Origin of the sequence: Chryseobacterium sp. R2A-55 (assembly GCF_021401085.1) — a bacterium.
In the GTDB taxonomy this organism is placed as follows: Bacteria; Bacteroidota; Bacteroidia; order Flavobacteriales; family Weeksellaceae; genus Kaistella.
The window spans coordinates 26,769-40,331 of record NZ_JACBFP010000001.1 but is presented as its reverse complement, the minus strand read 5'-3'; the positions used below and the strand labels follow the sequence as shown (position 1 = coordinate 40,331).

At 41.0% G+C, this 13,563-nt stretch carries 13 protein-coding genes; 12 read left to right on the top strand and 1 reads right to left on the bottom strand.

The window, feature by feature from the left end; all coding sequences use genetic code 11:
* Positions 1-100: 100 nt before the first annotated feature.
* From L0951_RS00150 to lipB, 7 genes are all read left to right on the top strand, one after another.
* Positions 101-3,271, top strand: coding sequence for a CusA/CzcA family heavy metal efflux RND transporter (locus L0951_RS00150; protein ID WP_317207182.1), 3,171 nt, complete (start codon positions 101-103; stop codon positions 3,269-3,271).
* A 21-nt stretch (positions 3,272-3,292) separates the two neighbouring features.
* Positions 3,293-4,501, top strand: a complete 1,209-nt coding sequence (locus L0951_RS13740) for a TolC family protein (protein ID WP_317207181.1) — start codon at positions 3,293-3,295, stop codon at positions 4,499-4,501.
* Positions 4,502-4,549: 48 nt separating this feature from the next.
* On the top strand, positions 4,550-5,680 hold the full coding sequence (locus L0951_RS00145) for an efflux RND transporter periplasmic adaptor subunit (protein WP_234108454.1): 1,131 nt from the start codon (positions 4,550-4,552) through the stop codon (positions 5,678-5,680).
* A gap of 137 nt (positions 5,681-5,817) precedes the next feature.
* On the top strand, positions 5,818-6,912 hold the full coding sequence (locus tag L0951_RS00140; RefSeq protein WP_234108452.1) for a VIT1/CCC1 transporter family protein: 1,095 nt from the start codon (positions 5,818-5,820) through the stop codon (positions 6,910-6,912).
* Between the two features lie 114 nt (positions 6,913-7,026).
* Positions 7,027-7,593 carry an anthranilate synthase component II gene (locus L0951_RS00135; protein WP_234108450.1) on the top strand — a complete coding sequence of 189 codons (567 nt, stop codon included), beginning with the start codon at positions 7,027-7,029 and terminating at the stop codon, positions 7,591-7,593.
* Between the two features lie 176 nt (positions 7,594-7,769).
* Positions 7,770-8,402 (top strand): TetR/AcrR family transcriptional regulator, encoded by a 633-nt coding sequence (locus L0951_RS00130; protein WP_234108447.1) that lies wholly within the window; start codon positions 7,770-7,772, stop codon positions 8,400-8,402.
* 63 nt (positions 8,403-8,465) lie between these two features.
* The gene (gene lipB / locus L0951_RS00125) at positions 8,466-9,188 is read left to right on the top strand and encodes a lipoyl(octanoyl) transferase LipB (RefSeq protein ID WP_234108445.1); all 723 of its coding nucleotides are present in this window, start codon (positions 8,466-8,468) and stop codon (positions 9,186-9,188) included.
* Here lipB and L0951_RS00120 read toward each other — a convergent pair.
* Positions 9,185-9,475, bottom strand: a complete 291-nt coding sequence (locus L0951_RS00120; RefSeq protein WP_234108443.1) for a putative quinol monooxygenase — start codon at positions 9,473-9,475, stop codon at positions 9,185-9,187. The genes lipB and L0951_RS00120 overlap by 4 nt on opposite strands.
* Positions 9,476-9,594: 119 nt before the next feature.
* Between L0951_RS00120 and L0951_RS00115 the strand changes: the two genes are divergently transcribed.
* The 5 genes from L0951_RS00115 (at position 9,595) to L0951_RS00095 (ending at position 13,559) form a co-directional block, all read left to right on the top strand.
* Entirely contained in the window at positions 9,595-10,920 is a 1,326-nt protein-coding gene (locus tag L0951_RS00115; RefSeq protein WP_234108441.1) for a dihydrolipoamide acetyltransferase family protein, read from the top strand.
* Positions 10,921-11,139: 219 nt separating this feature from the next.
* Positions 11,140-11,613 (top strand): GNAT family N-acetyltransferase, encoded by a 474-nt coding sequence (locus L0951_RS00110; RefSeq protein WP_234108439.1) that lies wholly within the window; start codon positions 11,140-11,142, stop codon positions 11,611-11,613.
* 135 nt (positions 11,614-11,748) lie between these two features.
* On the top strand, positions 11,749-12,360 hold the full coding sequence (locus L0951_RS00105; protein WP_234108437.1) for a DUF4142 domain-containing protein: 612 nt from the start codon (positions 11,749-11,751) through the stop codon (positions 12,358-12,360).
* Positions 12,360-12,752, top strand: a complete 393-nt coding sequence (locus tag L0951_RS00100; protein WP_234108433.1) for a plastocyanin/azurin family copper-binding protein — start codon at positions 12,360-12,362, stop codon at positions 12,750-12,752. The genes L0951_RS00105 and L0951_RS00100 overlap by 1 nt, the downstream gene beginning before the upstream one ends.
* A 129-nt stretch (positions 12,753-12,881) precedes the next feature.
* A complete protein-coding gene (locus tag L0951_RS00095; protein WP_234108430.1) occupies positions 12,882-13,559 on the top strand; it encodes an RNA polymerase sigma factor in 678 nt (225 codons plus the stop codon).
* Positions 13,560-13,563: the final 4 nt, after the last annotated feature.

Below are 13,563 nucleotides of genomic sequence, written 5' to 3'. Positions count from 1 at the left end.
AACTGCAATTATTTGATTATCTTTCCATATCATTTTTCAAAATCTACTATTAAAGGAAAATGAGCCATGGATCCACTTACATTAAATTCGAAAAAAGAGAATGTTAAACAGAATTATAGAATTTTCCATAAAGAATAAGTTCATCATTATTTTGATGACCTTGGGATTGGTGATTTATGGAACCTTCGAAGTTACCAAACTGCCGATTGACGCAGTTCCAGATATTACCGATAACCAGGTCCAGCTCATTACCGTTTCACCCAGTTTGGGTGCTCCGGATGTGGAGCGTTTCATCACTTTTCCTTTGGAGCAGGCGAATGCGAATATCCAGGGAATCAAAGAGATGCGGAGTTTTTCCAGATTTGGGTTGTCCGTAATTACCATTGTTTTTAAGGAAAATGTTGATATTTATTTGGCGCGTCAGCAAGTTGCGGAGCGGTTGCAACAGGTTTCTCAGAATATTCCTGCCAGTTTAGAAGTTCCACAAATGGCACCGATTTCTACCGGCTTGGGAGAAATTTACCAATATGTTGTTCGTCCGAAAAAAGGTTACGAACACCGCTACAATGCGATGCAGCTCAGAACAATTCAGGATTGGGTGGTTCGCAGACAACTTTTGGGAACGGAGGGAGTTGCTGATGTAGCCAGTTTCGGGGGCGATTTGAAACAGTATGAAGTCTCAATCAATCCGGCCCAGCTAAAAGCGATGGGCGTCACGATGAATGAAGTTTTTGATGCGCTCCAAAAAAATAACCAAAATACGGGAGGAGCCTATATTGAAAAAGGTCCAACCGTACTGTTCATCCGAACCGAAGGTTTGATGGGCAAAATTCCCGATATCGAAAATACGGTGGTGAAAAATCTTTCAGACGGCACTCCCGTTTTGATTAGAAATGTGGGAACCGTTCAGTATGGAAAGGCAATCCGATACGGTGCGATGACTTATAATGGGGAAGGTGAAGTTGCAGGTGCTGTTGTGATGATGATGAAAGGGGCCAACTCCAATCAGGTCATCAAAAAAGTGAAAGAAAGGATCGCCGAAATTGAGAAAACACTTCCGGAAGGTGTTAAAATTGACGCTTTTTTAGACCGGACAAAAATGGTGAACAACGCTATTTCCACCGTGGAAAAAAACCTCTTGGAAGGTGCGCTTATCGTGGTTTTCGTGCTGGTTTTGTTTCTCGGTAATTTCCGGGCGGGTTTCCTGGTCGCATCTATTATTCCTTTGGCGATGCTCTTTGCCATCATCATGATGAATATTTTCGGGGTTTCCGGGAACCTGATGAGTTTGGGAGCATTGGATTTCGGATTGATTGTGGATGGCGCCGTGATCATCGTGGAAGCCGTTTTGCACAGGCTTCACCACCTGAAAAATTTTCAGAATAGGAGTATTTCGCAGTCATTTATGGATGATGAAGTTTATACAGCTTCAAGTAAAATGATGAATTCTGCAGTGTTTGGGCAAATCATCATCCTGATTGTTTATCTGCCAATTTTGAGTTTGCAGGGAATCGAGGGGAAAATGTTCAAACCAATGGCACAGACGGTAATTTTCGCATTGCTCGGTGCATTTATCCTTTCATTGACTTACGTTCCGATGATGAGTTCGCTTTTCCTTTCCAAAAAAATTAAAAACCAAAAGACGTTTTCGGATCGAATGATGGAGAAACTGGAGCATTTTTACTTCAGTACTTTAGAAAAAGTCCTCAGGATTCCTAATATTGTGTTTTTCACGGTGGTTGGATTTTTCTTGTTGTCTGTTTTTGTGATGACCAGATTGGGTGGCGAATTTATACCGAGTCTCCCGGAAGGTGATTTCGCGGTTGATACGCGGGTTTTGCCGGGAAGTAATTTGAAAACTTCCACCGAAGCGGTCTTAAAGTCACAGCAAATCCTTTTGAAAAAATTCCCGGAAATCGAAAAAATAGTCGGAAAAACGGGAAGTTCGGAAATTCCAACCGATCCGATGCCGATTGATGCAAGTGATATGATGATCATCCTGAAACCGAGAAAAGAATGGACCTCGGCAAAAACTTACGATGATCTTGCGGAGAAAATGTCAAGCGAACTGAAGAAAAATGTAATCGGCGTTACTTATTCCTTCCAATATCCCGTTGCCATGAGGTTTAATGAGTTGATGACGGGTGCAAGACAGGACGTGGTCTGCAAAATTTTTGGGGAAAACATGGATACCCTGAAAGTTTACGCAGAAAAGTTGGGGGACATCTCTAAAGAAATTAATGGCGCCCAAAATATTTATGTGGAGCCGGTTTCGGGAATGCCGCAGATTGTAATTTCCTATAATCGGGGGGCGCTTTCTCAATTTGGATTGAATGTGAATGACGTCAATAATATCGTGAACACCGCATTTGCAGGCCAATCAACAGGTTCCGTTTTCGAGGGTGAAAAGAAATTCGATTTGGTGGTCAGATTGAGCGGAAATCAGAGAAAAAATGTGGAAGATGTCAACAACCTCCTGATTCCCACACCTAATGGAACAGAAGTTCCGTTAAGTTCGGTTGCCAAAGTGGAATTGAAGGAAAGCATCAACCAAATTCAGCGAGAAAATGCACAGCGAAGGATTATCGTGGGTTTCAATGTGAGAAACCGGGATATTCAGTCCACAGTGGAGGATTTGCAGGCCAATGTTGAAAAGAAACTTGATCTTCCTGCGGGATATTCAATCAGCTATGGGGGAACTTTCGAAAATCTTCAGGAAGCTAAATCCCGTCTTTCAATTGCGGTTCCGGTGAGTTTGCTGTTGATCCTGCTGATGCTTTATTTCGCATTTAATTCCATAAAATATGGATTGCTTATATTTTCGGCAATTCCGCTTTCTGCGATCGGTGGAATCTTATCCCTCTGGATGAGGGACATGAATTTCAGCATTTCCGCAGGTGTGGGATTCATCGCTTTGTTTGGGGTTGCTGTTTTGAACGGTATCGTTCTGGTTGCGGAATTCAACCGTCAAAAAGTAGATCATGCGGATTTGAAAAAGGCAGTGAAATTAGGAGGAAGAACAAGATTGCGCCCCGTCTTGATGACGGCGTTTGTGGCATCATTCGGGTTTTTACCGATGGCTTTAAGCAATGGTGAAGGCGCGGAAGTGCAGAGACCTCTTGCTACTGTGGTGATCGGCGGTTTGCTGCTTGCGACTTTTCTCACCCTCTATCTTTTGCCGGTGATGTACATTTGGTTTGAGAAAAATTTTCCGGACCGAAAAAGAAAACTGCACGAACTGAGCGACAAAGAAGATGGTTATGAAGCTTAAACATTAAGAATTTGAATTAAAATGAAATATCTAAAATATATACTGCTCATGCTTCCCGGAATTGGATTTTCACAAATTCCGATTTCCTTAGAAACTGCTGTTCAAAAGGCATCAGAACAGAATTTGAGCTTAAAGTCCGGACAATTGCGAATAGACTATCAGGAAAAAATGAAAAATTCCTACAAGGTGATTGATCCTTTAAATGTTTCGGCAGAATTAGGTCAGATGAATTCTGCGTATTTCGATAATGCGATCATCGTAAACCAGACTTTCAGGTTGCCGTCTTTTTACAAAACGCAAAAACAGGTCTTAACGGAAGAATGGAAAAGTTCCGCTTTAAACCTGGATGTTCAAAAATGGCAGCTCAAACGTGAAATTGCGCTGGTTTACAATAATTTGAACTATCTGGATGAAAAGGAAAAATTGCTTAGAAAAACCGACAGCATTTATACCAATTATTACAAAAGGGCAGAGCTACGCCTGAAAAAGGGCGAAAGTAATATCCTGGAGAAGACCACGGCAGAAGCATTTTTAAACCAGGCAGAAATTCAGTTGCAAAGTCTGTTGAAAGACCGCGACATTGCACTTTATCAGTTCAATTACCTCATTGGTGATGGCGAAATCTATACCCCTGAAAAAGGTGATTTTTTTCGAGGTACACTCAATTACGATGAGCATTTTGCCGGAAATCCTGTCGTTCTAAAACAGCTGGAACAACAGAAAAACATCGAAAATGCAAAACTGGAAAATGAAAGAAAGAAATTGCTGCCGAGCTTTAATGTAGGTTTAAGGTCTATGACCATGAAAGGAAATGGTGCAGACGACAAACTGTATGACGGGATTCACCGGTTTCAATCCGGCGTGATTGGGGTTGGCTTGCCGATTTTCAACACCGCCCAGAAAGCGGTAATTGAAGGTCAAAAGATCAATCAGCTGATCGCCGAGAATAATTACGAAATTGGAGCCAGAAACCTTAAAAATCAATATGCAAAGACTTTTGGTGAATACCAAAAACTGAAATCGGAAATCGAGTATTATCAAAAATCAGGTTTGAAAAATGCGGAAACGATTCTTTTTACGGCAAATCTCTTGTTGAAAGAAGGTGAAACCAATTACCTGGAATACACGATTCTGGTAAATCAAAGTCTGGAAATCCAGAACAAATATATTGATGCACAAAAACTTCTGAATGAAAAAATAATCGAACTGAACAGCCTGAAAAGTGAGTAAGGACAGTGGCGAGGCTGCTTCATTAATGTTAAAAAAGATATAATCAAAATGAAAAAAACAACCCTTATATTATCTCTGTTTGTTTTCCTGTTTTCCTGTTCTAAGGGAGAAGATGCGAAAACGGAGGAAAAATTTGCAATTTCAGGTGATCAGATTACGCTTACAGATCTGCAGAAGAAAACAGCGGGAATCGAAATCGTGTCTCTCAGCAAGGAAACCATTGCCAATAAAATTCTGTTAACCGGTCAAATCAACCTTCCTCCAAATGCCATGGCTGAAGTTTCATCCACGAGTGGCGGAATAGTGAAAAGCGCAAGATTTTTGCCCGGAAACTATGTCTCCAAAGGTCAGACTTTGGCAATTATTGAAAATCCAGACATGGCGGCACTTCAGCAGGAATATCTTCAGGCGAAATCCAATTTAGGATATGCCCAGAAAGATTATGAAAGGCAGAAATACCTGAATAAATTTCAGGCAAGTTCCGACAAAGTGACGCAAAGAGCCGCGAACGAAGCGCAAAATCAAAATGCGGCAGTTCGCGGAATCGAGTCCAGGTTGAAAACCTATGGTCTAAATCCCGGCGCGGTGAACTCAGGAAATATCCAGAAGTCGATCGCAGTGGTTGCACCAATTTCCGGCTATATTTCAGCGGTGAATGTAGCTCTTGGACAGCATGTTTCCCCGGCTGATGTGCTGTATTCCATTGTCAACAACGGCAGAATGCATCTGGCTTTAAAGGTTTTCGAGAAAGATTTGGGTAAAATTTCTTTAGGCCAGAAAGTTTTTGCTTTTACTAACCAAAACCCCGAAAAAAAGTATGCGGCAACTGTGGCCTTGATCGGAAAAGATTTTGCGGCGGACAGAAGCGTCTATGTACACTGTGAATTGAATGAAAAAGATGCATCCCTTATTCCCGGAACCTTTATGAATGCCGAGATTGAAGTGAATGCCGAGGTAGGTTTGACGATTTCTGACGATGGAATTGTTTCCTGGGAAGGCAAGCAATATATCTTTGAGGAAGTGAAACCCAATACCTATAAAATGCTTCCCGTAACCATTGGGAATTCTGAAAACGGAATCACTGAAATCTTGAACAATACCAGTCATTTTCAGAACAAGAAATTTGTCACAAAAGGCGCCTATCATTTGCTGATGGCACTAAAGAATATGGAGGAATAGGATAGTTTTGGTGATGATGTGGTATCATAATTTTGATAATGGTTTCTAAAAAAGAAAAACCGAAATTTGTATGCCATTATGAAACCTAAAACTCAAAACCCGTCTGCCAAAACGCAGACTTAAAAAAAAAAAAAACGATGAACCTAAAGAACATTCAAACCGAAGTTGACGCATCTTACCTGTATGCGCTTCTAGCAGAAAAAGAAGAAGACGAAAATGCGAAAGAAGTCTTCTCGCAAATGAGTGAAATTGAAAAGTCTCATGCGGTAGCATTTTTGGAGAAAGCCGGACTTTCACCGGATAAAATGCCAAAACCATCGGGTAGGGCCAAAACCTTAAAGTTGATTGGTGGAATCTTGGGCTATGATTATGTTTTAGGGGTTTTGATGGATACGGAGAAATCGATCTCCGCATCAGTGGGGAAGGCAAGAAAACTGACTAATACTGAAAGAGCCGTCACAGATACCGCTCATGTGAAAATCCTGGAAAATCTCATTGAAAATAATCCAAATATTTCTGGGCATACGCTTTCCAGATTTGAAAAAAGACACCGGTCGGTTGGTGGAAATGCCCTTCGTGCTGCTGTTTTGGGTGGGAATGATGGTTTGATTTCAAATTTCTCGCTCATCATGGGAGTTGCCGGTGCTGCGAGTGACCAAAAAGCTGTAATCCTGGCAGGAATTGCGGGACTTCTGGCGGGTTCTCTTGCGATGGCGCTAGGCGAATGGATTTCCGTGCAAAGTTCAAAAGAACTTTATGAAAACCAGATGGATCTCGAAATGGATGAGTTGGAAGTCAATCCGGAAGGTGAGGAAAGAGAGATTGCATTAATTTACAGGGCCAAGGGAATTCCGCAAAATCAGGCAGAAGAAATAGCCAAAGAAATCATGACTGACCAAGCGAAAGCACATGAATTTTTGGTGAAGGAAGAACTCGGCATCAATTCGGAAGAATTGAAAGGTTCGGCTTGGGAAGCATCCATCGCTTCATTTTTTATGTTCGCGATTGGAGCGATCATTCCGCTTTTCCCGTTCTTCTTTTTCGGTGGGATGAAGGGAATCATGATCAGTGCAATCTGCAGTGCAATGGGATTATTTGGAATTGGAGCCGCAATTACTTTGTTCACTGGAAAAAGCGTCTGGTTTTCAGGTCTTAGAATGGTCGTCTTTGGATTAATTGCTGCTGCGATCACGTTTGGAATAGGAAGGCTTATTGGGTTTTCTGTAGCATAGCGTTTCTGCGGGATTTGAAATGTTCGAACGGTTTCGAGCAGGGAATGAATATTTTCTGAGCGGTGAACTATGATCGAATAATTCAAAACCAACTCAAACCTTTATCTTTGCCAGATGAAAATTCTGGTTTTTGATAATTACGACAGCTTCACCTATAATCTTGTTCAAATGATTGAGCAGATTGTGGGTCAATCGGTTTCCGTCTTTAAAAATGACCAGATTTCGGTGAAAGAAATTGAAGATTTCGATAAAATCATTTTGTCTCCCGGTCCGGGAATTCCTTCGGAAGCAGGAATATTGTTGGAGGTGATCAGGAATTATGCCGGAAAAAAGCCGATTCTAGGTGTTTGTCTCGGGCAGCAGGCGATTGCTGAAGCTTTTGGCGGAAGTCTGATCCACTTAAAAGAAATTTATCATGGAATCGCCACGGAATCCATTCAGACAGCAGAACATAAAATTTTTAATAACTTACCAAAAAAGCTGGAAGTCGGAAGATACCATTCATGGGCGGTAAATCCTGAGAACTTTCCCGAAGAATTGCAGGTGACTTCCGTTGATCAGGAGGGAATGATTATGTCCTTAAAACACAGGGTCTATGATCTGCATGGAGTCCAGTTTCATCCGGAAAGTATTCTGACTCCATTGGGAAAAAAAATATTGATGAATTTTTTGTTAAATTAAGAAAGGTAACCACCTCAAAGCAGTTACCTTTTCTTCTTCTTTTTTCATCATTTGTGTACTGCAAAGATACGGTATTTTTTTAATTCACAAAGGAGTGAAAAATCGTCCTTCAGACAAATTGTACAGATTTGATGAGGATGCGGAATTGCCCGAAATAATGAAAAAAATTAATTACTATGAGAAAAATGGTGAGTGGCCCGATTAGGGATAAAGAGCGGACAAAGGCCAAACTGATCAAGACGATCGGTAAAATCATAAAAACAGGTGGTTTCCACCAACTTAAAGTAACGAAAATTGCGGAAACAGCAGGGGTTCACAGAAAACTGATTTATGAATATTTCGGTAGCGTGGAGAATCTGGTGAGTGAATATCTGTGGTTGCAGGATTACGGAAGCTCCGCACAGAAAATTCACTTCTCAGAGATCGATTTTTCAGACAGCGGAAAGGATTATTCAAAAATGTTGCTTGCAAAGATGTGGGATGCACTTGCTGAAAATAAGGAGCTGCAGAAAATAATTATCTGGGAATTATCAGAACATAATGAAATCCTGCGGAGACTTTCTGACCAACGTGAAGAGCTGGGAATGAAGTTGTTTAATCAAGTGATGCTTCCTTATTTTAAAGAAAATGAAAAGAAATACCGCGCAATTTTAGCAATACTGATTTCCGCCACCTATTACCTTTCGCTGCATGCAGAATCGAATGGAAGTCTTTTCGCAGGATTGGATATTCATCAGAGTGAAGACCGGCAAACGATCAACGAAGCAATGAACGATATCATCGAAATGGCGTATGAAAAATATAAGTAAAATCATTATGTTATTTGATGCATAATGATTTAATTCGCTACCTTTGGACCCGAAAATCAAAGAATGACCATTCCGCAAAATAAAACCCTGCACTTTACCGACCTTGGTTTGATGGATTATCTTCCCGCATTTGAACATCAGCAAAAACTGATGGATTCGATTACTAATTTGAAAACCGAAAATCGAAACAGGAGTGAGGAGGAATATGAAGAAACTCCCAATTACTTTCTGTTTGTGGAGCACCCGCATGTGTACACGTTGGGGAAATCCGGCCATGAGGAGAATATGCTCGCCAACTCAGAAAAACTGAAGGAAATTGAAGCAACATTCGTAAGAACCAATCGTGGCGGCGATATCACATATCATGGTTTCGGGCAAATCGTGGGTTATCCCATTTTGGATTTGGATAATTTTCAATCCGATATTTTCCTGTACATGAGAAATCTGGAAGAAGTCATCATCCGCACCATAGCGGAATATGGTTTGAAAGGGGAAAGAAGCGAAGGTGAAACTGGAGTTTGGCTAGATGTGGGAAAACCTTACGCAAGAAAAATTTGTGCAATGGGCGTGAAAACCTCAAAATGGGTGACCATGCATGGTTTTGCTCTAAATGTGAATACCGATTTAAGGTATTTTGAATATATCATTCCATGTGGAATTAAAGACAAATCAGTCGCATCACTTGCCCGCGAACTGGAACGGAAATTTTCTGATGAAGAAGTGCAGGAATTGAAATCGAAAATCAAAAAGCATTTCGCAGAAGTCTTCCAGGCAGAGTTTATCTAAAATATTTTTGTACCTTTATAGACCTGTGTGGTCTCTTCCAGCATCGTTCTCGCATGATTCCTAAAATCCAGCAAATGATCTGAACAGCAGTGTTGGTAATGATATTCCTGGGTTTCCCATCTTTCGATCAGTATGAAAACACCTTTTTGCTCATGGTCTTCGATCAGGTCATATTGCAGACAACCTTGTACTTTACGGGTTTCAGATACCAGTTTTTTGAAAAGCTCAATGGCTTCCATCAAATAATTTTCCTTAAAACGGAAAAGCGCGACGATATGCAGATTCATTTTGAGATGATATTATAAACCTCAAAATTAAATTTTTTAATTATCAAATTCTTAATTTATAAAGGTCAATTTTCAGATTCTTTAAATTATTTTATCTTTGTAGAAATCCAAAAAAGAAAATGGCAGAATATAAATTATTACTTCCCTCGATGGGAGAAGGCGTGATGGAAGCTACAATTATCAGCTGGTTGTTCAATGAAGGAGATGTGGTGAAAGAAGATGACTCCGTGGTGGAAATTGCGACAGACAAAGTAGACTCCGATGTTCCGACACCGGTTTCAGGTAAGATTATCAAAATTCTTAAGCATAAAGACGAAGTGGCAAAAATTGGCGAAGCAATCGCTATTTTAGAAACTTCAGCTCAAACTGAAGCGATCACAGAACAACCGCAGATCCCGGAATCCCGCCCAGATGTAAAAACCGAGCTGCCCAATTTGGAACCAGAAGTACTGAAAGCTCTGGAAACATCCATGGAAAGCGCCAAAGTGTTGGCCGGAGTTCCGGCAACCGACTTGTATTTGTCGCCTTTGGTAAAATCCATAGTACAGCAAGAAAATATTTCCGCTTCCGAACTGGAATCCATCAAAGGAAGTGGTTTGGAAGGCAGAATCACCAAGGAAGATATTTTGGCTTTTGTGAAAAACCGAGGTCAGGGTTCAGCAGAAAGAACAGTTCCGGTTCCAACTCCGGTCGCGCAAGTTGCGGCTCCGGTTCAAGTACCGGTAAACGTTTCTGCGGGAGACGAAATCATCCAAATGGACCGAGTGCGAAAAATCATCGCCGATGCCATGGTGAACTCAAAACGTATTTCGCCACACGTCACCTCTTTCATAGAGACCGATGTAACGAATGTGGTGAAATGGCGCGCAAAGCACAAGGATATTTTCGAAAAGCGGGAAGGTGAAAAACTCACATTTATGCCTATCTTCGTGAAAGCGATCGTGAAAGCAATACAGGATTTCCCAATGATCAATATTTCCGTAGATGGCGACAAAATCATTAAAAAGAAAAACATCAATATCGGAATGGCAACCGCTTTACCGGATGGCAACTTGATCGTTCCGGTCATCAAAAACGCAGATCAGCTGTCACTTTCCGGTTTGGCAAAAGCCATTAATGATTTGGCATACAGAGCCAGAAACAAGAAACTTCGTCCGGAAGATACGCAAGGTGCAACTTACACGATTTCCAACGTGGGAAGTTTCGGTAATCTGATGGGAACGCCCATTATTCCGCAACCTCAAGTGGCCATCATGGCGATTGGAGCGATCGTGAAAAAACCAGCAGTTCTGGAAACCAAAGATGGAGATGTGATCGCGATTCGCCAGATGATGTTCATGTCCCACTCTTATGACCACCGCGTGGTTGACGGTTCCCTCGGCGGAATGTTCCTGAAGCATGTCCATGATTATCTTCAGAATTGGGATTTGGACACCGAAATATAGGATCTGGAAGTCAGAATCTACCGAAAATAAACCTTCAAAAATTTTTTGGAGGTTTTTTTTGGAGCTGTTTCCCGCTTTCCGCCTGTCTGCCGACAGGCAGGCTATATCTTTTTTGTTTTGCCATCACTATTTCCACCGCCGAAAACAAAAAAGGATGCCGCTGCAATCGGGGCTATGGATTTCGTCATCATTTCACTATTTTTGACAAAAAATTTAGATATGTTCAAAATCCGAAAAGCCACAGCGCAAGATATCCCCACCATTTTTGACCTCATCAAAAAACTCGCTGTTTACGAGAAACTCGAAAACGATGTCATCACTTCAGAAGAGGAATTGAAAGAAAATATTTTTGACAAAGATTTTGCCAAAGTCTTAATAGGAGAAGAAGACGGTAATCCGGTTGGATTTGCTTTATATTTCTATCATTTTTCCACCTTCGTCGGAAAACCCGGAATGTATCTTGAAGATCTTTTCGTGGAGCCAGATTACAGAGGGAAAGGCTATGGAAAAAAACTGTTGATCGAGTTGGCAAAAATCGCAGAGAACGAAAAATGTGGCCGTTTTGAATGGTCAGTTTTGGACTGGAACACCCCATCCATCGAATTCTACAAATCGCTCGGCGCAAAACCTATGGACGAATGGACCGTTTTCCGCCTGGATAAAAAGGGAATTTCCGAGTTGGCAAAACTTTGATTTTCAAGCATATGAAATAGCCTTTTTGAAAATATTTGTAACCTTTTTTCAAATTTCGACTCTATTCTATTGTGAAGTGATTTTGAATTTAACCGCCTCGGCAAAAACTTCTGTCGGGACACAAAATAATAGATTATGAAAAATGTTACAAAACTCGTGGCGATCTCTTTATTGGCATCAACACTTCTGTTGATTTCTTACAGCTGCAAAAAAACAATTGAACAGCCTGCAAGCACAGAAACAACCACAGAAACCACCGCAACTCCGGAAGTGGCAACTCCAGCTCCTGAACCTGCAAAACTAACTGACCCGGAAATTGCGTCCATCGCGGTAACTGCAAACCAAATCGACGTTGATTATGCGGAAATCGCATTGAAAAAATCGACCAACAAAGCCGTTACAGATTTTGCGAAAACAATGGCGAAAGACCACAAAGCCGTGATTGACCAAGCGGTTGCCTTGGCAAAAAAACTGAATGTTACTCCGCAGGATAACTCCACCACACAATCCCTGTTGAAAGGAGCAACAGATGTGAAAGCAAAATTTGAAACCAAATCCGCGGCTGATTTTGACAAAGCCTATGTGGATAATGAAGTGGAATATCATAAAGCCGTTATTTCCGTTGTGGAAAATGATTTGATTCCCAGTGCGACAAATCCGGAACTGAAAGCGCTTTTGGAATCTGCGCTTCCACTTTTTAAAGAACATTTGGCTCATGCGCAGATGGTTCAAAAAAGTCTGAAATAATGAAAACCCAAAATTTGGGAAGGGCAACTGGATTTACTATTTTGCTCTTCTTGGCATGTTCTTGTGTTCAGAAAGGCGATTCAATCCCTGAAACCAGTGATACAGCTGCAGAAAATCCTGGTTCAACAGCTCCTCCAACAGTGGCGAAAGCCGATACCATACTGATCCGGCAAATGAAGTTTAATCCGCAGGAACTGCACGTCAACAAAGGAGCCACGGTGATTTTCGTGAATAAAGATGTAGTTGCACATGATGTGACCTCAAAAGACAAAAAAACATATTCTGATACCATTAAAGTCAATCAATCATGGACCTGGGTTGCCAATGACAGCATGAGTTATTACTGCTCCATTCATCCCACCATGCTTGGGAAAGTTTTGATAAATCCTTAATTATCAACCATAATTTCACCATTTTTCCACTGCTGTCTCTGATTTTTTAAATTCACTTGCTATCAGAACAGCGGTGGAATGATCATGAATTTTAAATTCACTAACTTTAGCTTTCTTAACGATTAGGAAGTGGATTTAACCGAAAATGTTTGGAATGATCATCTAAAACTGACCGATGAAGAAACCATCCAAGAAATTTTGGCTGGCAATTTACATGTTTTCGAAATCCTGATCCGCAGATATAACCCCTTTCTTTACAAAATCGGGAAATCTTACCACTTTTCACAGCAGGATGTTGAGGATCTGATGCAGGATTGCTATCTGAATATTTACAAAAACCTTGCGAAATTTGAGGAACGCTCTACATTTAAAACTTGGATTGCGAAAATCATGCTTCATCTTTGTTACCAAAAAAAGCAGAATTTCAAAAGGTTAAAGAATACGATTTCAGAAGAAAAAACCTACCTTAAAGCTAAAAGAAATCAGTCTTTTTCTCAAGACGGTGCTTTGGTTCACAAAGAATTGGGAATCATCATAGAAACTGCAATTCAAGGAATTCCTATCAACCTTAGAAATGTTTTCGTCTTAAGGGAAATCAACGGTCTGAATACTCAGGAAACCGCAAACCTTCTGCAAATCACCGAAAGCAACGTGAAAGTCCGGTTGAGCCGAGCTAAACAAATGCTCAGGCAAAAAATTGGCGAGAACTATCTTCCGGAAGAGTTGGTGGATTTTCATGATGCTTGCTGTTCCCTTCCTGTGGAAATGATAATGCAGAAAACCGTAAGAGGAGCAAACAATGAATGACTAT